The sequence below is a fragment of the Streptomyces sp. Edi4 genome (assembly GCF_040253615.1).
GTDB lineage: Bacteria > Actinomycetota > Actinomycetes > Streptomycetales > Streptomycetaceae > Streptomyces.
Genome location: NZ_JBEJGY010000004.1, coordinates 3361788 through 3381233, shown reverse-complemented (window position 1 = coordinate 3381233; position 19446 = coordinate 3361788). Strand labels below are relative to the sequence as shown.

Annotated in this window: 20 protein-coding genes and 1 tRNA gene; 13 read left to right on the top strand and 8 right to left on the bottom strand. The window is 71.6% G+C overall.

Annotated elements, in window-relative coordinates; genetic code table 11:
• Positions 1-7: 7 nt before the first annotated feature.
• The 5 genes from ABR738_RS17350 (at position 8) to ABR738_RS17330 (ending at position 2289) form a co-directional block, all read left to right on the top strand.
• Positions 8-664, top strand: a complete 657-nt coding sequence (locus ABR738_RS17350; protein WP_350230885.1) for a 4Fe-4S dicluster domain-containing protein — start codon at positions 8-10, stop codon at positions 662-664.
• Positions 661-1314: a QcrA and Rieske domain-containing protein gene (locus ABR738_RS17345; RefSeq protein ID WP_350230884.1), complete on the top strand. Its 654-nt coding sequence runs from the start codon at positions 661-663 to the stop codon at positions 1312-1314. Before ABR738_RS17350 ends, ABR738_RS17345 begins: the two co-directional genes overlap by 4 nt.
• Entirely contained in the window at positions 1311-1769 is a 459-nt protein-coding gene (locus tag ABR738_RS17340) for a hypothetical protein (RefSeq protein WP_350230883.1), read from the top strand. Before ABR738_RS17345 ends, ABR738_RS17340 begins: the two co-directional genes overlap by 4 nt.
• A 190-nt stretch (positions 1770-1959) precedes the next feature.
• The gene (locus ABR738_RS17335; protein ID WP_350230882.1) at positions 1960-2163 is read left to right on the top strand and encodes a hypothetical protein; all 204 of its coding nucleotides are present in this window, start codon (positions 1960-1962) and stop codon (positions 2161-2163) included.
• Positions 2164-2166: 3 nt separating this feature from the next.
• Entirely contained in the window at positions 2167-2289 is a 123-nt protein-coding gene (locus ABR738_RS17330; RefSeq protein WP_350230881.1) for a hypothetical protein, read from the top strand.
• A gap of 70 nt (positions 2290-2359) precedes the next feature.
• Here the strand turns inward: ABR738_RS17330 and mscL are convergent, their stop codons facing one another.
• The 6 genes from mscL to ABR738_RS17300 form a co-directional block, all read right to left on the bottom strand.
• On the bottom strand, positions 2360-2929 hold the full coding sequence (gene mscL / locus ABR738_RS17325) for a large conductance mechanosensitive channel protein MscL (protein ID WP_350230880.1): 570 nt from the start codon (positions 2927-2929) through the stop codon (positions 2360-2362).
• Between the two features lie 123 nt (positions 2930-3052).
• Positions 3053-3556 carry a CpaB family protein gene (locus ABR738_RS17320; RefSeq protein WP_350230879.1) on the bottom strand — a complete coding sequence of 168 codons (504 nt, stop codon included), beginning with the start codon at positions 3554-3556 and terminating at the stop codon, positions 3053-3055.
• Positions 3557-4148: 592 nt separating this feature from the next.
• Positions 4149-4982 carry an S-methyl-5'-thioadenosine phosphorylase gene (locus ABR738_RS17315; RefSeq protein WP_350230878.1) on the bottom strand — a complete coding sequence of 278 codons (834 nt, stop codon included), beginning with the start codon at positions 4980-4982 and terminating at the stop codon, positions 4149-4151.
• Between the two features lie 75 nt (positions 4983-5057).
• Positions 5058-5369, bottom strand: a complete 312-nt coding sequence (locus ABR738_RS17310) for an FmdB family zinc ribbon protein (RefSeq protein ID WP_350230877.1) — start codon at positions 5367-5369, stop codon at positions 5058-5060.
• Between the two features lie 68 nt (positions 5370-5437).
• On the bottom strand, positions 5438-6709 hold the full coding sequence (locus tag ABR738_RS17305; protein ID WP_350230876.1) for an MFS transporter: 1272 nt from the start codon (positions 6707-6709) through the stop codon (positions 5438-5440).
• A 283-nt stretch (positions 6710-6992) separates the two neighbouring features.
• Positions 6993-8579, bottom strand: coding sequence for a potassium/proton antiporter (locus ABR738_RS17300; protein WP_350230875.1), 1587 nt, complete (start codon positions 8577-8579; stop codon positions 6993-6995).
• Positions 8580-8838: 259 nt separating this feature from the next.
• Here ABR738_RS17300 and ABR738_RS17295 point away from each other — a divergent pair, with 259 nt between their 5' ends.
• Positions 8839-11592 (top strand): penicillin acylase family protein, encoded by a 2754-nt coding sequence (locus tag ABR738_RS17295; RefSeq protein ID WP_350230874.1) that lies wholly within the window; start codon positions 8839-8841, stop codon positions 11590-11592.
• A 63-nt stretch (positions 11593-11655) separates the two neighbouring features.
• On the opposite strand, the gene ABR738_RS17290 is transcribed toward ABR738_RS17295, so the two are convergent.
• Positions 11656-12237, bottom strand: a complete 582-nt coding sequence (locus ABR738_RS17290) for a 5-formyltetrahydrofolate cyclo-ligase (RefSeq protein WP_350230873.1) — start codon at positions 12235-12237, stop codon at positions 11656-11658.
• Between the two features lie 104 nt (positions 12238-12341).
• Here ABR738_RS17290 and galU point away from each other — a divergent pair, with 104 nt between their 5' ends.
• The 7 genes from galU to ABR738_RS17255 all read left to right on the top strand — a co-directional run bounded on the left by galU (position 12342) and on the right by ABR738_RS17255 (position 17937).
• Positions 12342-13244 carry a UTP--glucose-1-phosphate uridylyltransferase GalU gene (gene galU / locus ABR738_RS17285; protein WP_350230872.1) on the top strand — a complete coding sequence of 301 codons (903 nt, stop codon included), beginning with the start codon at positions 12342-12344 and terminating at the stop codon, positions 13242-13244.
• A 6-nt stretch (positions 13245-13250) separates the two neighbouring features.
• Positions 13251-14552 (top strand): molybdotransferase-like divisome protein Glp, encoded by a 1302-nt coding sequence (gene glp, locus ABR738_RS17280; RefSeq protein WP_350230871.1) that lies wholly within the window; start codon positions 13251-13253, stop codon positions 14550-14552.
• 59 nt (positions 14553-14611) lie between these two features.
• On the top strand, positions 14612-15109 hold the full coding sequence (gene moaC, locus ABR738_RS17275) for a cyclic pyranopterin monophosphate synthase MoaC (RefSeq protein ID WP_350230870.1): 498 nt from the start codon (positions 14612-14614) through the stop codon (positions 15107-15109).
• Between the two features lie 89 nt (positions 15110-15198).
• The gene (locus ABR738_RS17270; protein WP_350234621.1) at positions 15199-15705 is read left to right on the top strand and encodes a MogA/MoaB family molybdenum cofactor biosynthesis protein; all 507 of its coding nucleotides are present in this window, start codon (positions 15199-15201) and stop codon (positions 15703-15705) included.
• Positions 15702-16337: a GNAT family N-acetyltransferase gene (locus tag ABR738_RS17265; RefSeq protein ID WP_350234620.1), complete on the top strand. Its 636-nt coding sequence runs from the start codon at positions 15702-15704 to the stop codon at positions 16335-16337. The genes ABR738_RS17270 and ABR738_RS17265 overlap by 4 nt, the downstream gene beginning before the upstream one ends.
• A gap of 296 nt (positions 16338-16633) precedes the next feature.
• Entirely contained in the window at positions 16634-17788 is a 1155-nt protein-coding gene (gene sepX / locus ABR738_RS17260) for a divisome protein SepX/GlpR (protein WP_350230869.1), read from the top strand.
• A 75-nt stretch (positions 17789-17863) separates the two neighbouring features.
• Positions 17864-17937: transfer RNA gene (locus ABR738_RS17255), tRNA-Ala, on the top strand.
• A 194-nt stretch (positions 17938-18131) separates the two neighbouring features.
• Here ABR738_RS17255 and ABR738_RS17250 read toward each other — a convergent pair.
• Positions 18132-19280, bottom strand: a complete 1149-nt coding sequence (locus tag ABR738_RS17250; protein ID WP_350230868.1) for a glycosyltransferase family 39 protein — start codon at positions 19278-19280, stop codon at positions 18132-18134.
• Between the last annotated feature and the right edge of the window lie 166 nt (positions 19281-19446).

Below are 19446 nucleotides of genomic sequence, written 5' to 3'. Positions count from 1 at the left end.
GAACGCCATGATGGGCAGAACGATCTTCATTGACCCGGGGCGCTGCATCGGCTGCCAGGCCTGCGTGTCCGCGTGCCGCGAGTGCGACTCGCACCGGGGCAAGTCCATGATCCATCTTGATTATCCCGACGAGGGTCACTCCGTCGCCTCCCTTCCCACGGTCTGCATGCACTGCGAGGACCCGGTCGCACCCTGCGCCGAGGTGTGTCCCGCCGACGCGATCCTGGTGACCGCGGACGGTGTGGTGCAGCAGGCCGACACCACCCGCTGCATCGGCTGCGCCAACTGCGTCAACGCCTGCCCCTTCGGCGTACCGAAGATCGACCTCCAGGCGAAGCTCCAGATGAAGTGCAACCTCTGCTACGACCGCACCTCCTACGGTCTGGCCCCCATGTGCGCCACGGTCTGCCCGACCGGCGCGCTCTTCTACGGCACCGTCGACGAACTGCGCGCCGAGCGCCCCGGGGTCCAGGTCGCCGACTCCTTCACGTTCGGCGATGTGGTCGTCTCCACCGGCGTGGCCATGGTCGTGCCCGCCGACAAGGTCCAGTGGCCGGTGCCCGGCGGCCTGCCGATCGTCGAGGTGAACGGAAGAGCCGTGGACCAAGCCGACTCCGACCGGGGCGGCGGGCGACGCGCGGGCGGGATGGACGGCACCCGATGAGCGTCACCGACCAGACCCCGGCCGCCCCCGACCCCGCCGCCGACCCGGCCCAGGCCGCCCTTCACGACCGGATCGCCGCCGACTCCCTCACCACCCGCCGCGACTACCTGCGCATCGTCACCACCGTCTCGGGCGGCCTTGCCGTCGGCGGCCTCGCCGTCGCCGCCGGCGTACTGCACCGGCACGGCGACGGCGACGGGCCGCCCGATGCCAAGCAGGTGGCGCGCGTCCTCGCCCCCGGCGAGTCCGTCGCCTTCCGCTTCCCCGGAGAGGACGACCGCGCGGTCGCCGTCCGCCTCAAGGACGGCACCCTGGTGGGTTACTCCGCCGTCTGTACGCATCTGGCCTGCGGCGTGCTGTGGCGCGAGGACCGGGGCGCCGAGGGTGAGTTGTACTGCCCCTGCCACGAAGGTGTCTTCGACGCCCGCACCGGAGAGGTGACGGCGGGACCTCCGCCGCGTCCGCTGCCCAAGGTGCTCCTGGTGGAGCAGGACGACGGAAGCGTCTGGGCGGTGGCCACGGCGCGATCCGGCGAGAGCACCAAGGACGCCGTCTGCCGGCAGTTCGCCGACCAGCGCCCCGACCTGGCGGCCCGCCTCGGCTGCTCCGCCGCGAACGCCCGGGCGGCCGAAAGGAGTGAGCGGACATGAACCCTGACGCGGAAGGGGACGCGTCCCGGCGGCTCGGTGGGAGCCCTGATGGCAGGGCCCCGGGCGGCGGGGACACCGCTGGGCCCGGCGAGGGGCACGCCGTGCCCGTGCGGCCCTCGTACACCCCCGGCTCCGCGCAGCCCCGGCTCAACCGGCCGGTCCACGAGCGCTACCCGCAGATCCGCCCGACCAGCGGCTATGGCGATCCCCGCGTCCGGCACACCGGGGCGGGGCCCGGCGCCGGCAGCGAGCAGGAGCCGGAACGCTCGTCGAAGCTGACGGCTCGCCTCGTCCTGGCGATCACCGTGGTCATCGGTCAGCTGTGGGGCCTGACCGTGGTGGTGAACGAGTGGATGCGGGGCAACACCGGCACCGCCTGGTGGGGTGCGGGCTTCCTGTGTCTGTCGTTCCTGGTGGTCTTGGGCCTGTGGGCGCTCGATCCCAAGGACCGTTGATTTCCATGGTCGTTGGGCTTGCTGGGGTTGTTGGGGTTGGTGTCCGGGGCGAGGCCGACCCCGGGGAGTGCGGGGCCGACCGTGCGCGTACGGGCAGGACCACCGCTCCCAGCGCCGGCCGCCGCTGCCCCTCCGCCCCCGGGACCGTCTGCCGGGCGGAGGGCGCCGTCGCCCGCCGTACCCTGGAGGCATGAGCACCGCCCCCGCCCCCGGTCCCCGCGACCGGGACTCAGTGTCCAAGGAGCCGGCCAAGCCGAGGCTCGTCTTCGACGACCCGCTGGACCAGCAGTCCGCCGACGACACCGACCGTGGCTGGGGCGAACGCCCCGCCTCCCCGGACAGCGCCGCCGACCTGGCCCGCTTCCTCGACGAGAAGCCGCCCCACCACATCTGACGCGTGCGCGGTGTGCGGGTGCGGGTCGCCGCCGGTGTCCGTGTCGCGTGCGGCGCGCCGGCCGCACGCCGCCACCATGACGTCTGCGACGAGTGGGTCGCCCACCGCGTCGTCCGCGACGAGTAAGTCACCCACCGCGTCCGCGCCCCGCGCGATGTGTGGTCCGGACGCCGTTCTCGCGTCGTAGGGGACGGTCCTAGAACCCTGCGGGGCCGGAGCCGGGGCCCGTTCCAGGCGTGGTGCCCGGAGCGGTGCCGGGGGCGGAGCCGGGGCCCGCACCGGAGCCAGGGCCCGAGCCCGAGCCCGAGCCAGAGGCCGGCCCGGAGCCGGGGCCGCGCTGGGCGACCAGGACGTCGCGGATCTCCTTCAGCACCTCCAGCTCGCTGACCTCCATCGTCTCGCGCACCCCCTCCTTCGCCTTGTCGTGCATGGCGCGCTTGGCCAGGATCCTGGCCATCGGCAGCACCATCAGGAAGTAGACGACGGCTGCGGTGATGAAGAAGCTCAGCACGGCGCTGAGCACCCCGCCCCAGAGGATCTGGATGCCCGAGTCTCCCGTGCACGGGCCCTTCAGGCAGGAGTGGTAGCTCTCCAGGTTCTTCGTGCCGAACGCGCCGACGAGCGGGTTGATCACGCCCTTCACGACCGAGTTCACGATGTTGGTGAACGCGGCGCCGATCACCACGGCGACGGCCAGGTCGATCACGTTTCCACGCATCAAGAAGGCCTTGAAGCCGGCCATCACGCCTGTCTTGTCCTCGCTCACCAATGAGCCTTTCCTCGCGTGTGCAGGGGGCGGAGCGAACTCCTGCGCCACCTTGGACAGCGCGGACGCGCGCTGTCCAATCCGCGCACGCGAACCGGTGACTTGCCCGTTCGCCCGTGCGAATCAGCACAGGGTCACCGCCAGCCGGGACGTGGTGCCCGCGCCCGCCAGCGCCCTGGCGGTCTCGCGCGGTACGGCGAGGATGACGAGAGCCCCGGTGTCCGACGCGGCCTGCCTCGGGGCCGGAACTCCCTTGACCCTGGCGTTCGTTGCCACCACGCGTGCCTCGCCGGCCGCGCCCGAGGGCGAGTTGACGGACGCGATCACATCGACCCGGTCGCCGGGCCTCAGCAGCCGTACGGTCTCCGCGTCCGCGATCCGTACCGGGGCCGACACGAGCTCGGCCGTCGCCACCGGGGCCGGTCGCGCGGGCCCGCGTTCGCGTGGCGCCGGGGCCGTGGCCATGGCTTCGGCCGGACGAGGCCGCTCGGCTGCCTGCGGGCTGGAGACCGCGAGGGCCGCCGCCGTGACCGCGAGCCCCGCCGCCAGGGCCCGCCGTCGCTTGCGCATCACGCGGCGCAGCGCGTTCTTCCCGCCGCGCACCCGCAGCGGCGGGAAGAACGGCACACTGCCGGGCTCCGGCGCAGGCAGGGGAGGCAGGTAGGGGAGGGGCGAGGGACGGCGAGCACGGGCGGAGGTGAAGGAGGAGCTGGGGGTGTGGGTGTGGCTCTGGGAGTGAGCGGGTGCGGGCGCGGGCCTGGGCTCGGGTGCCGTCCCGGGCCCGGACGTGCGGATCGCCTCCGGCCTGGACGCGGACGCACGTACATGCGGGTGCAGGGGCGGGAGCCCGGGCCTGGACGCGGTCGTGCCTGCGGGCGCGGGCCCCGGCGGAGGTGTGGACGCGGGCATCGTGGGCTGTGCGGGCATCGTGAGCTGTGTGGGCATCGTGCGCTGTGCGGACATCGTGATCACTGCCGATCGTGGAGTGCCTGTGCTGCTCTGACGCTCCTCACGATCCCCCGTCCCGCGCGATCTCGCCGGGGCCTGTGGACCACCCTCCGCTTGTGGACAACTCGCTCACCCGAACGGGGAGTTCAGGCCCAAAACCCAAACCTCGCACCCCGAACCCGGGCCCGCGCCCGCCCCGCCGTCACGCCCACACCCGCCCCGACCCCTCGTCCACGCCCGCCCCGCCCTCAAGCCCGCCCCGCTCCCCACCTCACGGCAGCTCGATCCCCAGGTCCCAGCCGTCGTGTGCGTGCGTGCACAGGCAGCCGCGGTCCTCCGTCGCCGGAAGGGCCGCGACCGCGTCGAACAGGACCTCGCGCAGGCGCGCCACGTTCTCACCGAACACCTTCAGGACCTCGGTGTGCGAGACGCCGTCGCCGGTCTCGGCGCCTGCGTCGAGGTCGGTGACGAGGGACATGGACGTGTAGCAGAGGCCCAGTTCGCGGGCGAGGACGGCCTCGGGGTGCCCGGTCATGCCGACCACCGACCAGCCCATCGCGGCGTGCCACCGCGACTCGGCGCGGGTGGAGAAGCGGGGCCCCTCGATGACGACCATGGTGCCGCCGTCCACGGCCTGCCAGCCGTGGCCGTCGGCGGCGGTCAGCGCGGCCGCACGGCCGACGGGGCAGTAGGGATCGGCGAACGTGGTGTGCACGACGTTGGGGATCGTGCCGTCCGGCAGCGGCACACCGTCGAAGAAGGTCCCCGTGCGCGCCTTCGTACGGTCCACCAGCTGGTCCGGTACGAGCAGCGTGCCCGGCCCGTACTCCTGGCGCAGGCCGCCGACCGCGCACGGGCCCAGGACCTGGCGTACCCCTACCGAGCGCAGCGCCCACAGGTTGGCGCGGTAGTTGATGCGGTGCGGCGGCAAGTGGTGGCCTCGGCCGTGGCGGGGGAGGAACGCCACCTTCCGGCCGGCGATCTCGCCGAGGAAGAGTGAGTCGCTTGGGGCGCCGTAGGGAGTGTCCACCTGGACCTCGGTGACGTCCTCGAGGAACGAGTAGAAGCCCGAGCCGCCGATGACGCCGATCTCTGCGTTGGTCATGCCGGTCACACTAACGGGGGCCCCGAACGCGAAAACCCCCGCCGTGGAACGGCGGGGGTGATGCGCTGCGGTGGGTCAGGCGGCCGGGCTCGCGCTCGATGAGGTCGACGCAGAGGTGGAGCTCGTCGACGCGGCGGGCTTGGAGTCCGAGCTCGACGACGTCGAGGTCTTGGACGCCGAGCTGGACGCGGGGGAGCTGCTGGACGACGAGCCACGGCTGTCGTTGCGGTAGAAGCCCGAGCCCTTGAAGACGATGCCGACCGCCGAGAACACCTTCTTCAGGCGTCCGTCGCAGTTCGGGCAAACGGTCAGGGCGTCATCGGTGAACTTCTGCACCGCCTCGAGGCCCTCGCCGCACTCGGTGCACTGGTACTGGTAGGTCGGCACTTGTCTTCCTCCTGGCACTCTCACTCGATGAGTGCTAACGACGGTCCATAGTGACGTATTCCTCGGGATCAGTCCACTGCGACGGGGACACGGTGACCGACGCCACGCGCCACGGTACGTGCCGGAGCGGGCGGGGTGAGCCGCGAGCGCAGGGCGTAGAGCGTGATCAGAGCCAGCACCGTGCCCCCCATCGGCACCAGGAATCCGGCGGTCGAGCCGTGGGCGTCGGTCAGGCGTCCCGCGACGGTGACGGCGGCGGCCTGGCCGAGGGCCACCGCGCCGGTCAGCCAGGTGAAGGCCTCGGTGCGGGATGTGGCCGGGACCAGGGTCTCGACGAGCGTGTAACCCGTGATCAGGGCGGGGGCGATGCACAGACCGACGATCAGGCCGAGGCCGCCGAGCAGCAGGGCGGAGTGCGCCGCCCACAGTCCGGACGCCGCCAGGGCGAGCGCCGTGTAGCCGGCGATCAGGCGGGTGCGAGGGGCGGACTTCCAGGCGATGGCGCCGCACGCGATGCCCGCCAGCATGTTTCCGGCGGCGAAAATGCCGTAAAGGACGCCGTTGATGCCGGGGTTGCCGATCTCTTCCGCGAACGCGGTCAGCGAAACCTGCATGCCGCCGAAGACCGAACCGATGCCGAGGAAGGCCATCGCGAGGACGCGGACGCCCGGGATGGACAGCGCGGAGGTGTGCTCGCTCCGCTCGTGGTCGGCGGCGCTGCGTACCGGCGGCTGCGTACCGCGCCGGGCGGCGAACAGGAGGCCGCCGACGAGGGTCAGCGACGCCTCGGCGATCAGACCGGCCGCGGGGTGGACGCTGGTGCACAGGGCGGTCGCGAGGACGGGACCGATGACGAAGGTGAACTCGTCGGTCACCGACTCGAAGGCCGCAGCGGTCGCCATCAGCGGGGAGCCGTCGAGCCTGCTGGCCCAGCGGGCCCGCACCATGGGGCCGACCTGCGGGACGGAGGCGCCGGTGGGCACGGCAGCGATGAACAGGGCCCACAACGGCGCGCCGGCCAGCGCGAGCGCGGTCAGCGCCGACACCGAGGCGGCGTGGACGAGCACGCCCGGCACCAGGACCGCGCGCTGTCCGAAGCGGTCCGCGAGCTTGCCGCTCTGCGGCGCGAACAGGGCCATGGAGACGCCGGTGAAGGCGGCCACGGCGCCGGCACCGCCGTAGGAGCCGGTGGTGTGCTGGACGAGCAGCAGAATGCCGATGGTGAGCATCGCGAAGGGCTGCCGGGCGGCGAAGCCGGGCAGGAGGAAGGACAGTGCGCCGGGTGTGCGCAGCAGCTGCCCGTAACCGGGCCGCTGGTCAGAAGTGACCGTGGATGCCACGGCCCCTTGCCTTTCTGCCGCCTGGTAGCGCGCCCCATGCACGGATTGTGGGTGCGGGCGTTGCCGAGAGCTGTCCTCTTGCGCGGAACTGCGGTAGATGCCGGGGGCTGCCGCAGGGAGCTCCCGACCGCCATACGGTCGCGCCAGCTCTGCGTCAGGCAGAGTTGGTCGATCAGTGGTGTGCCTTCATGATACAGAGGTTTGGCACTCCGTGCCTGTGATTCCGCACGGAGTGCCAACCGTCGCCCTCTGTTTATGCTGCCGTCGCACGGTTAACAGGGCGTTACGCGTCCTGGCGTCCCGTTCGCCTTGTCTTCACCGGCTTCGCGCCGGGCGCGGAGGCCTTGTCGTCCCCGGCGCCGAGCCAGCCGGCGAGCTTGCCGCCCTGGCCGACGGCGCGCAGCCGGGACTCGGCGGCGTCGCGTACCGGGTCGGTCGCGACCACCAGGAGCTCGTCGCCGCGCCGCAGCATCGTCGTGGGGCCCGGCACGAAGCTCGCGCCGTCGCGGACCACCAGGGTGACGGCGGCGCCGGGCGGCATCCTCAGTTCGTGCACCTCCACGCCGTGCATCCGGGACTTCGCCGGGATGGCCACGGAGAGCAGATGGCCGCGCAGCCGCTCCAGGGGGGCGGACTCGACGCCGAGGTCGGCGGCCTCGTCGGCGTCGGAGAGCTGGAGCTTACGGGCGAGCCATGGCAGCGTCGGCCCCTGGATGAGGGTGTAGACGACGACCAGGATGAAGACGATGTTGAAGATCTTCTCGCTGCCCTTGATCCCGGACACCATCGGGATGGTGGCGAGGATGATGGGGACCGCGCCGCGCAGCCCCGCCCAGGACATCAGAGCCTGCTCCTGCCACGGCAGCTTGAACGGCAGCAGACTGAGCAGGACCTCCACCGGCCTGGCCACCATCGTCAGGACGAGGCCGATGATCACGGCGGGCCAGAAGTCGGCGGTCAGGTTGTGCGGGGTGACCAGGAGTCCAAGCAGGACGAACATGCCGATCTGGGCGAGCCAGCCGAGTCCGTCGGCGAAGCCGCGGGTGGCGGCCCAGTGGGGGAGCTTGGCGTTGCCGAGCATCATGGAGGCGAGGTACACCGCGAGGAATCCGGAGCCGTGTGCCATCGCGCCGGCCGCGTAGGCGCTGACCGCGATCGCCATCACGGCGATCGGGTAGAGGCCGGAGGCGGGCAGCGCCACATGACGCAGCCCGTAGGAGCCGAGCCAGCCGACCGCGAGCCCGATCGAGGCGCCGATGGCCAGCTCCAGGGCTATCTTCCCGACCAGGAGGTACCAGGAGTCGACCGGGCCCGGGGTGGAGAAGGCGACGACCAGGATGACGACGGGGGCGTCGTTGAAGCCGGATTCGGCCTCCAGGACGCCTGTGATGCGTGAGGGCAGCGGCACCTTGCGCAGCACCGAGAAGACGGCCGCCGCGTCCGTGGAGGAGACCACCGCGCCGATGATGAGCGACTGGCGCCATTCCAGGCCCACCAGATAGTGCGCGCCCGCCGCGGTGATTCCCACGCTCACCGCGACGCCGACGAGCGAGAGCACCATCGCCGCCGGCAGCGCCGGTCTGATCTCTTTCCACTTGGTGCCGAGGCCGCCCTCGGCCAGGATCACCACGAGCGCGGCATAGCCGATGACCTGCGTCAGCTCGGCGTCGTCGAACCGGACGTCGAAGAGGCCGTCCTGGCCCATCACGATGCCGATGCCGAGATACAGGAGCAGGCTGGGGAGCCCGCTGCGTGAGGAGACGCGCACCGCCGCCACGGCGATGAGCAGAACGAGCGAGCAGATGAGCAGGAGTTCGTTGAGCTGGTGGACAGTCAGTGGCCGATCCTTCCCCTCAGGCGCCGCAGGCACCCCCTGAAAATCGTGCATCCCCGAGCGCCTGATGCGCATCCGGGAGCCCCGGGGGCCACACCAGTCGCACCGAGTGAAACGTTCCTGCGCCCCAAGGTACTTCGTTACCTTACCTAATCTTTGACGCTTTCTTTACGCGCGTGCTCCTTTGTGCGGTGTCCCCGCGGGCGAACGCGGACACCGCGTCCGGGGCTGTCAGCGGCTGCGCCTATGGTTGCTCCCAGTACTCCTGGACCACCCTGCCCCTCGAAGGACAGCGATGCCCGCCACCACAACCGCCCCTTCCGCCGGTACGAAGGCCGGCAAGACGACCAGGAAGAGGGGACGCCGCTTGCGGCTGTTCGTCGTCGTCCTGGTGCTGGCGCTGGTCGCGGGCGTCGCCTACGGCGCGTACTGGGGCGTCAGTACCGTGCGCGCCTCCTTCCCGCAGACCACCGGCACCCTCAAGGTCCCCGGCCTCCTCGGCCAGGTCGAGGTCAAGCGCGACGACTACGGCGTTCCGCAGATCTACGCCGACAACGACGCGGACCTGTTCATGGCCCAGGGGTACGTCCAGGCGCAGGACCGCTTCTGGGAGATGGACGTGCGCCGCCACATGACGTCGGGCCGGCTCTCGGAGATGTTCGGCGGCGGCCAGGTGGACACCGACGCGTTCCTGCGCACCCTCGGCTGGCGCCGGGTCGCGCAGCAGGAGTACGACACCAAGCTGTCGACGGCCACGAAGCAGTACCTCCAGGCGTACTCGAAGGGGGTGAACGCGTACCTCAAGGGCAAGGACGGCAAGGACATCTCCGTCGAGTACGCGGCGCTCAATCTCACCAACGACTACAAGCCGGAAGCCTGGACGCCGGTCGACTCGGTGGCCTGGCTCAAGGCGATGGCCTGGGACCTGCGCGGCAACATGCAGGACGAGATCGACCGTTCCCTGATGACGAGCCGGCTCAGCCCGCAGCAGATCAAGGACCTGTACCCGGCCTACCCGGCCGCCACGCACCGCCCCATCGTGGACGAGGGCTCGTACAACAAGGCGACCGGGAAGTTCGACCCCCAGCGCGCCGCCACGGCCTCCGACGGGGCGTCAGGCACCGCCCAGGGCGCACTCCAGGGCACGCAGAGCCAGCTCGCGTCGCTCTCCGACACCCTCGACAAGATCCCCTCACTGCTCGGCCCCAACGGCAGCGGCATCGGGTCCAACTCCTGGGTGGTGTCGGGCAAGTACACGACGACCGGCATGCCGCTGCTCGCCAACGACCCGCACCTCGCGCCGATGATGCCCTCGCTCTGGTACCAGATGGGCCTGCACTGCCGGAAGCTGTCCAGCTCGTGCACCTACGACGTGGCGGGGTACACCTTCTCCGGGATGCCCGGCGTGGTCATCGGTCACAACCAGGACGTCTCCTGGGGCTTCACCAACCTCGGCGCCGACGTGACCGACCTGTACCTGGAGAAGATCTCCGGCTCCAACTACCTCTACGACAACGAGGAGAAGCCCCTCGTCACGCGCGAGGAGGTCATCAAGGTCGCCGGCGGATCCAGCAAGACCATCACCATCCGTGAGACCAACAACGGCCCGCTGGTGTCCGACCGCGACGACGAGCTGGAGACGGTCGGCCAGAAGGCGCCCGTCAACACCGCCGCCCCCGACCGGGGATCGGGCTACGCGGTCGCCCTGCGGTGGACGGCGCTCGACCCCGGCAAGTCCATGGACGCCGTGTTCGCGCTCGACAAGGCCAACGACTTCAAGTCCTTCCGGCTCGCGGCCAAGGACTTCGAGGTCCCCTCGCAGAACCTGATCTACGCCGACACCAAGGGCCACATCGGCTACCAGGCGCCGGGGAAGATCCCGGTCCGCGCCGACGGTGTCGACGGCACCATGCCGGCTCCCGGCTGGGACTCGAAGTACACGTGGAAGAAGAACTACGTCCCCTTCGACGCGCTGCCCTACGAGTACGACCCCCAGCGGGGCTTCATCGTCACCGCCAACCAGGCCGTGATCGACGAGAAGAAGTACCCGTACCTGCTGACCAAGGACTGGGGATACGGCACCCGCAGCCAGCGGATCAACGACCTCATCGAGTCGAAGATCAAGGGTGGCGGCAAGATCTCCACCGAGGACATGCAGAAGATGCAGATGGACAACAGCAGCGAGATCGCCGCGCTCCTGACGCCCGCCCTGCTCAAGATCGACGTGTCCGACCCCTCGGTGCGCGAGGCGCAGAAGCTCCTGGAAGGCTGGGACTACACCCAGGAGAACGACTCGGCGGCAGCCGCCTACTTCAACGCGGTGTGGCGCAACGTCCTGAAGCTGGCGTTCGGCAACAAGCTGCCCAAGGAGCTGCGGCCCAAGGGCGAGTGCCTGTACGTGACGCCGCCGGCCGGCACGGGCCCGGTCGACGACCCCGACAAGAAGGTCCTGGAGTGCGGCGAGCGCGACGGCGACTCGGCGCAGCCCGACGGCGGTGACCGCTGGTCCGAGGTCGTCCGCAAGATCTTCAACGACCAGAACAACAGCTGGTGGAAGTCGCCCGCGACCCGTCTGGACAAGGCCACCACGACCCGCGACCAGCTGCTCGCGCGCGCCATGAAGGACGCCCGCTGGGAGCTGACGGCCAAGCTCGGCAAGGACACCACCACCTGGACGTGGGGCCGGCTGCACCAGCTGACGCTGGAGAACCAGACCCTCGGCAAGGAGGGCCCCGGCGTCCTGCGGTACATCCTCAACCGCGGCCCGTGGAACCTGGGCGGCGGCGAGGCCGCGGTCGACGCGACCGGCTGGAACGCGGCGAGCGGGGACTACGGAGTCACCTGGGTCCCCTCGATGCGGATGATCGTCAACCTCAAGGACCTCGACAAGTCCAAGTGGATCAACCTCACCGGCGCCTCGGGCCACGCCTACAGCGCCCACTATTCGGACCAGACCGAGAAGTGGGCCAAGGGCGACCTCCTGGACTGGTCGTTCAGTCAGAAGGCGGTCGACGCGTCAACCGTCGACACGCTGAAGCTCACGCCGTAGTACGGCTGAAGCCCACGCTGTAGTACGGCTGAAGCTCACGCCGTAGTCGGGCGACATGAGCCCTCAGTCGCCGAAGCGCGTCACCCCGCAGGGGGTGACGACCGCTCGCACGGGGTGGTCGTGCGGTTCCTCCGGGACCCGCGCGACCACCTCGTTCGCGTACAGGAGCACCACAAGGGCGGGCGCGCTTCCCGCCGCCTCGACGCGGGCGAGCACCCGGTCGTAGGAGCCGCCGCCGCGCCCCAGCCGCATCCCGCGCGCGTCCACCGCGAGTCCGGGCAGCAGCACGGCGTCCGCGCCCGTCACGGCGCTCGGGCCGAGCCGTTCGCCGTCGGGCTCCAGGAGCCCGCGTCCGGCCGGCAGCAGGTGCTCGGGTCCGGCGTAGACGGCCCAGTCCAGGTCGTTGTCCGCGAGCAGCACCGGGAGCAGCACCCGTACACCCCGGGCACGCAGCGCGTCGATGAGCGCACGGGTCCCGGGCTCGCGGCCCACCGAGACGTACGCGGCGACCGTGCGCGCCGCGGCGAGTTCGGGCAGCGCGAGGGCCCGTTCGGCGAGCGCCAGGGAGGCGGCGCGCAGCTCGTCCTGGTCCAGCCGCTTCCTGGCGTCGAGGAGGCCGCGCCGCAAGAGGGCCTTTTCGGACATGTGATCACTCACCGTATTTCTGCAATCCCCTCAAATGCTCGGGTAAGAGAGCGAATTCACCGGAGAATAATCTTCTGCCCATACGCAGCGGATAGGGTGCCCGCATGACTCAGTCGCCTCCTCGGATCACCAAGGCTGTCATCCCCGCCGCCGGTCTCGGCACCCGGTTCCTTCCGGCCACCAAGGCCACACCGAAGGAAATGCTGCCGGTGGTGGACAAGCCGGCCATCCAGTACGTGGTGGAGGAGGCGGTGGCGGCGGGCCTGTCGGACGTCCTGATGGTGACCGGACGCAACAAGCGTCCCCTGGAGGACCACTTCGACCGGAACTACGAACTGGAGTCGGCGCTGACCCGCAAGGGCGACGCGGACCGGCTGGCCAAGGTGCAGGAGTCCAGCGACCTGGCTGCCATCCACTACGTACGCCAGGGCGACCCGCGCGGTCTGGGACACGCCGTCCTGTGCGCGGCCCCGCACGTGGGCGAGCAGCCTTTCGCGGTGCTCCTGGGCGACGACCTGATCGACGCCCGTGACCAGCTGCTTTCCCGGATGGTGGAGATCCAGGAACACGAGGGCGGCAGCGTGATCGCGCTCATGGAGGTCGACCCCGAGCAGATCCACCTCTATGGTTGCGCGGCCGTCGAAACCACCGCCGAGAGTGATGTCGTGCGGGTCACCGGCCTGGTGGAGAAGCCCGAGGCGGCCGAGGCGCCCTCCAACCTCGCCGTCATCGGCCGCTATGTGCTGGACCCGGCCGTCTTCGGCGTGCTGCGCACCACCGAGCCCGGCCGGGGCAACGAGATCCAGCTCACCGACGCGCTTCAGCACATGGCCGCGGACGAGTCGATCGGCGGCCCGGTGCACGGCGTCGTCTTCAAGGGACGCCGCTATGACACCGGCGATCGCGGAGACTACCTGCGAGCCATTGTCAGACTGGCATGCGAACGTGAAGACCTGGGCCCGGACTTCAAGGCCTGGCTTCGCCGGTACGTCACCGAGGAGATGTAGGCACCCGTGAGCAACACGATCTGGTCGGTGGACGAGCACCTGGACGACATCCTTGCCGCTGTCAGGCCGCTCGAGGCCATCGAGCTGCAACTGCCCGACGCCCAGGGCTGCGTCCTGGTCGAGGACGTGATGGTGCCCGTCGCCCTGCCGCCCTTCGACAACAGCTCGATGGACGGGTACGCGGTGCGGGTCGCCGATGTGGCGGGCGCCAGCGAGGAGTTCCCCGCCGTGCTCACGGTCATCGGTGACGTCGCGGCCGGCAGCAAGCACCTCCCCACCGTCGGCCCCGGCCAGGCCGCCCGGATCATGACCGGCGCCCCGCTGCCGCCCGGCGCCGAGACCGTCGTCCCCGTGGAGTGGACCGACGGCGGCAGCGGCCTGGGAGCCGCCACCGGCATGCGCCCGGCGGGAGCCTCCCCCGAAGGGGCGAGCGGCGAAGTGCGGGTGCACCGGGGGGCCGAGGAGCGCGCCCACGTCCGCGTCCGGGGCAGCGACGTCCAGGCGGGCGACCTCGCGCTTGCGGCGGGCACCGTGCTCGGGCCGCCGCAGATCGGGCTGCTCGCCGCGATCGGCCGCGGCACGGTCACCGTCCGGCCGCGCCCGCGCGTGGTGGTGCTGTCCACCGGGAGCGAACTGGTCCAGCCCGGCGAGGCGTTGGGCGACGGCCAGATCTACGACTCCAACAGCTTCGCGCTCTGCGCCGCCGCGCGGGACGCGGGCGCCATCGCCTACCGGGTCGGCGCGGTCACCGACGACGCGGCGGTGCTGCGCGACACCATCGAGGACCAGCTGATCCGCGCCGATCTGCTGGTCACCACCGGAGGCGTCAGCGTCGGCGCGTACGACGTCGTCAAGGAGGCGCTGTCCTCGGTGGGCGACGAGGACCAGCCGGGCAGCGGCATCGACTTCCGCAAGCTGAAGATGCAGCCGGGCAAACCCCAGGGCTTCGGCTCGATCGGCCCCGACCACACCCCGCTGCTCGCACTGCCCGGCAACCCGGTGTCCTGCTACGTCTCCTTCGAGCTGTTCGTACGCCCCGCCATCCGCACCCTGATGGGTCTGGGGGACGTCCACCGGCCCACCGTCCGCGCCACTTTGAAAACCGGCAAGGCGCTCACCTCGCCCGCCGAGCGGCGCCAGTTCCTGCGCGGCACCTACGACGCCGACGCGGGCACCGTCAGCCCCGTGGGCGGCTCCGGATCGCACCTGATCGCGGCCCTCGCGCTCGCCGACTGCCTCATCGTGCTCCCCGAGGACACCACGTCGGCGGAGCCCGGCAGCGAGGTGGAAGTGATCCTGCTCGGCTGAGTGTCAGCGGGTGGGGGTACGGTGTCTGCCCACAGAAGCCGTACCGGGAGCGCCACCGAATGAGTACGACGCAAGGCAGGCTCACGCACATCGACGAGGCGGGCGCGGCCCGCATGGTCGACGTCTCCGACAAGGACGTCACCGCGCGCACCGCCCGGGCGAGCGGCCGCGTGCTCGTCACGCCGCGCGTGGTGGAGCTCCTGCGCGGCGAGGGCGTGCCCAAGGGTGACGCGCTGGCCACCGCGCGCATCGCGGGGATCATGGGCGCCAAGCGCACCCCCGATCTCATCCCGCTCTGCCACCCGCTGGCCGTCTCCGGTGTGAAGCTCGACCTCGCGGTCACCGACGAAGCGGTGGAGATCCTGGCCACGGTCAAGACCACCGACCGCACAGGCGTCGAGATGGAGGCGCTGACCGCCGTGTCCGTGGCGGCGCTGACCGTGGTCGACATGGTCAAGGCCGTCGACAAGGCGGCCGTCATCACCGACATCCGGGTCGAGGAGAAGACCGGCGGCAAGTCCGGCCACTGGCACCGGACCGAGGAGGCCGGAGCATGACGTCCCCGCAGGCGGGCCCCGTCCCGTCGCGCCCGGGGCCGCAGCAGGCGGCGCCCTTCCCGCCCGGCGGCGAAGACCTCGGCCGGGCGCTGCTCGCGCCCTACGCGGCGCTCGTCGTCACCGCCTCCAACCGCGCGGCCGCCGGGGTGTACGCGGACAAGGGCGGCCCGCTGCTCGCCGAGGGCCTGAGCGCGCTGGGCTTCGCCGTGGACGGCCCGCTGGTCGTGCCGGACGGGGATCCCGTGGAGCAGGCGCTGCGCGCGGGCGCGGCCGCCGGGTACGACGTGATCGTCACCACCGGCGGCACCGGGCTCTCGCCCACCGACCGCACCCCGGAGGCCACCCGCGCCGTCCTCGACCACGAGGTTCCCGGCATCGCCGAGGCCATCCGCGCCGAGGGCCTGGCCAAGGTCCCCACCGCGGCCCTCTCCCGAGGCCTGGCCGGAGTGGCCGGCGGGCGCACCCTGATCGTCAACCTGCCGGGCTCCACCGGCGGCGTGCGCGACGGAATCGCCGTCCTGGAGCGGATCCTGCGGCACGCCGTGGACCAGATCCGTGGCGGCGACCACCCCAGACCGTCGGGGAGCCCGAGCTGAACGTTCCTTCGTGGCCGGTCGAGCTGGCGGAGGGCGATGTGGTCCTCCGTCCCATAAGGGTGCGCGACCAACGGGCCTGGCGCGAGGTCAACCGGCGCAACCGCGACTGGCTGCGCCCCTGGGAGGCGACGATCCCGCCGCCCGCGCCCGGCGCGCCCTTCCCGCAGCGCCCCACCTACCGCCAGATGGTCCGCCACCTGCGTACCGAGGCGAGCGCGGGCCGCATGCTGCCCTTCGTCATCGAGTACCAGGGCCAGCTGGTGGGCCAGTTGACGGTCGCGGGGATCACCTGGGGGTCGATGTGCTCGGGCCACGTCGGGTACTGGGTGGACCGCGAGGTGGCGGGGCGCGGCGTGATGCCGACGGCCGTCGCGCTTGCCGTCGACCACTGCTTCCGGGTGGTCGGGCTGCACCGCATGGAGGTGTGCATCCGCCCCGAGAACGGGCCGAGCCGCCGGGTGGTGCAGAAGCTCGGGTTTCGCGAGGAGGGGCTGCGGCCGCGCTATCTCCACATCGACGGGGCGTGGCGCGATCACCTGGTGTACGCGTTGACCGCCGAGGAGGTCCCCGAGGGCCTGCTCGCCCGCTGGCGCCGGGCCAGGCAGCCCCACCCGGGGCACCCCGGGCAGTGACCCGGGGGCAGGAGGGGCAGACCGGGGCGGCCGGCGCGGTTTTCGGGGGCAGCCGGGCCGCAGCAGAGGGCACCCGAAACTGCCCGCCCAGCCCCACGCCCGCCTCACCCGACCGGAAAATGAAATAAACGTTCGAATTCGAGAGGCATCTGTTCGAATCTGTTCGACTTCTACCCGCCATCACTCGTCGAACGATCTGAGAAATCACAAAAAAAGCCGGTGATATCAGCCAGATCGTGCGACACACCGGCTCAATTGGCGTATCCCCGCGCGCCAGCCCCTCTACGGTGTGGTGTGTGAGCAGCAGCGGCCTCATTTACGCAGTCATCGTCGGGGCCTGGGCCGCCTACTTGGTGCCGATGTGGCTCCGCAGGCAGGACGAGCTCAACGAGGCACGCCCGACGGAACGCTTCAGCACCGCCATCCGGCTGCTGTCCGGCCGGTCGGCCATGGAGCGCCGGTACGCCAAGGAGCTGCGCCAGCGGGCCATCGAGGAGGACGCGCCCGGGGCCGAGCCCGGCCATTCGGCGGACGCCCTCACGGAGCCCCTGGCCGCCCCGGGGGAGTCCACGGGCCACCGCGAGTCCGCCGTGCCCCGGGCCCGCGACAGGCGCACCGCGCCACACGAGCGGCCGGACGCCCCGGAGCAGCGCGGGGAACGCCCCGAGCGCCGCGAGCCCCCGGTGGGGGAGCCCCGGCGCGAGCGTGGGGCGCGCCCTGGGGGAGCGGGAGCCGTGGCCTCGGCCGAACGGGCCCGGCGCGCCCAGCGCAGCGCCGTGCTCGCGCGCCGTCGGCGCACCACCGTCATCCTCTTCCTCGCCTTCACGCTGGGCGCGATCGTCGCGGCGGTGGGCGGCCTCGGTTTCCTGTGGGCGCCGGCCGTACCGGCCGCCCTCCTGAGCGCGTACATCGTCCACCTCCGCGTCCAGGAGCGGCGGCGCTTCGCGTTCACCATGGACCGCCGTCGCGCCGAGGCGGCGGCGCAGCGGCTGCGCGAGAGCCGGCCGAGGGCCCGGGCCACGGCGCCGGGCACCGAGCCCGACGACGAACCGGAAGCCCACCACCTGGCCCCCGTGCCCGAACCCGCGCCCGCGCCCGCCCTCTCCCCGCAGGAGGCCGGACGGCGCGCGCTGGTCGAGCAGACCGACCACGCGGAGTGGGTCGACCAGCAGCGCGAGCGCGGCCCCGAGCGCGGCGCGAGCTGGGACCCGGTGCCGGTCCCGCTGCCAACGTACGTGACCGCGCCGGTCGCCCCGCGCGCCACGGGCAGCATCGACCTGGGCGCCCCCGACACCTGGTCGTCCGCCCGCTCCTCGACGGCGGACCCGGCCCCGTCCCCCGAGCCCGCCGCCGAGGAGCCCCCGCGCCGGCGCGGGGGCGCAAGTCGCCGCCGGACGCCCCTCTTCGACCAGTACGCGGACGACGACCGCCCCCGCGCCGCCAACGAATGAACCCGCCGCCGCTGACCAGCGGGGACCGGATTTCCAACCACTCCCATCCGGGTGCTAAGGTTTCACTCGTTGCAAGGGCCTGTGGCGCAGTCCGGTAGCGCACCTCGTTCGCATCGAGGGGGTCAGGGGTTCGAATCCCCTCAGGTCCACAACAGGTCAGAGCCCCTGTCGGAGAAATCCGGCAGGGGCTCTTTCTGTGCGTCCAGCAGCGAAGTACAGCGACTGCTTCCGAGCTCGCTTGGCCGGTCGACCCGCTGAGCCCGCGCGCCGCCCGGGCAAGCAAGGCGGACGCGGGCTCAGGCCGAACACGCACGCCCCGGCCCGGGTCCGGCGCTGTGGCCCCCTACGGGGAGTGGGTCCACACCATCGTCAGGTATCCGCTGTAGAGGGCGGAGGCGATGGCGGTGCCGGTGAGGACGGCGTAGACGGTGGTGGTGCGCGCCCGGGCGAGAGCCGTGGCCAGGGGGAAGAGGAGAGGGAAGGCGGGGAGGAGGAAGCGGGCCTTCGCGTGGAAGAAGCCGGCGCCGCCGATGGTGATGAGGACCAGCGCGGCGGCGTATATCCAGACGCTGAGGGGCGGCCGGCGCAGCGCCAGGCTTGTGAGCAGAACGACCGCCGTGATGGCGGTAGCGGCAACCACGACGTAGTCGAGGGAGAGTTGGGGCTGAGTGAACAGGTCGCGCAGGCGCTGGATGGTGAAGGTACCGCCATCAAGCGTGGACCCCCACAGTCGCTGCTCGACGAAGTAGCCGTCCCAGCGGCGCATGCGGTGCCCGACCCAGAGGACGAAGGCGATCCAGCCGAGGGGCGCCAGGGCCACGGCGCCGTACAGCCGGGCCGTAGGGCGTCCGGGCGCGTGCCCGCCCGGGAGGGGCAGCGGCTCAGTCGATCGCCCGCCGGTCGTGGACCACAGGTGCCAGGCCGCGCCAAGGGTGACGGCGGCGATGACGGCGAGACCGGAGGGCCGGGTGGCTCCGGCGAGCAGAGCCAGCGTGCCGGCGGTGAGCCAGGCCCGGGTGAGCACCGCGTACAGGGCCCAAGCGGCCAGCGCGGTGAAGACCGGTTCGGTGTACGCCATGGACTGCACGAGGGCGTGCGGCACGACCGCGTACAGGGCGACGGCGAACAGAGCGACCCGTGCGCCGTACAGCTTCTCGGCGACGGCGAAGATCCCCCACGCCGCCAGGAGTGAGGCGGCCAGCGCGACGCTCCAGGCGGCCCAGCCGGCCGGGAGCCCGGTGACGGTGTGAACGGCCCGTATCAGAGCGGGGTACAGGGGGAAGAAGGCGAGCTTGCACGTGGGGCCGCCCAGCTGGCAGGCGGGGACCATGTGGCCGCTGTAGCCGTGCTCCGCGATGTTCAGGTAGTAGACCGAGTCCCACCGCGTCGCCAGGATTTCGTACAGGCCGAGTCCCTTGCGGTGCCCCCATGCGCCCACCATGGCGATGCCGACCAGGCGCAGTGCGCAGTGCAGCAGCAGCGCCGCCCGCACGCGCCGCCACGACGCGGCCAGAGCGCGCAGAGCCGGCCGCGCGTGCCCGGAAACAGGCGTCGAGCCCCGGCCTCCTCGGCTGCGAGGCGGGGCGGTGTGTATCTGAGTCCCTGTCACATTTCCGTCCAAAGGTCAATCAAGGTGCTCCCCGTGCATGGCCGCCTCC

Coding starts and splice junctions, on each gene's coding strand:
- ABR738_RS17350 (WP_350230885.1), top strand. CDS start 8: ATGATGGGCAGAACGATCTTCATTGACCCGGGGCGCTGCATCGGCTGC.
- ABR738_RS17345 (WP_350230884.1), top strand. CDS start 661: ATGAGCGTCACCGACCAGACCCCGGCCGCCCCCGACCCCGCCGCCGAC.
- ABR738_RS17340 (WP_350230883.1), top strand. CDS start 1,311: ATGAACCCTGACGCGGAAGGGGACGCGTCCCGGCGGCTCGGTGGGAGC.
- ABR738_RS17335 (WP_350230882.1), top strand. CDS start 1,960: ATGAGCACCGCCCCCGCCCCCGGTCCCCGCGACCGGGACTCAGTGTCC.
- ABR738_RS17315 (WP_350230878.1), bottom strand. CDS start 4,982: ATGACCAACGCAGAGATCGGCGTCATCGGCGGCTCGGGCTTCTACTCG.
- ABR738_RS17295 (WP_350230874.1), top strand. CDS start 8,839: ATGCCCGCCACCACAACCGCCCCTTCCGCCGGTACGAAGGCCGGCAAG.
- ABR738_RS17290 (WP_350230873.1), bottom strand. CDS start 12,237: ATGTCCGAAAAGGCCCTCTTGCGGCGCGGCCTCCTCGACGCCAGGAAG.
- galU (WP_350230872.1), top strand. CDS start 12,342: ATGACTCAGTCGCCTCCTCGGATCACCAAGGCTGTCATCCCCGCCGCC.
- moaC (WP_350230870.1), top strand. CDS start 14,612: ATGAGTACGACGCAAGGCAGGCTCACGCACATCGACGAGGCGGGCGCG.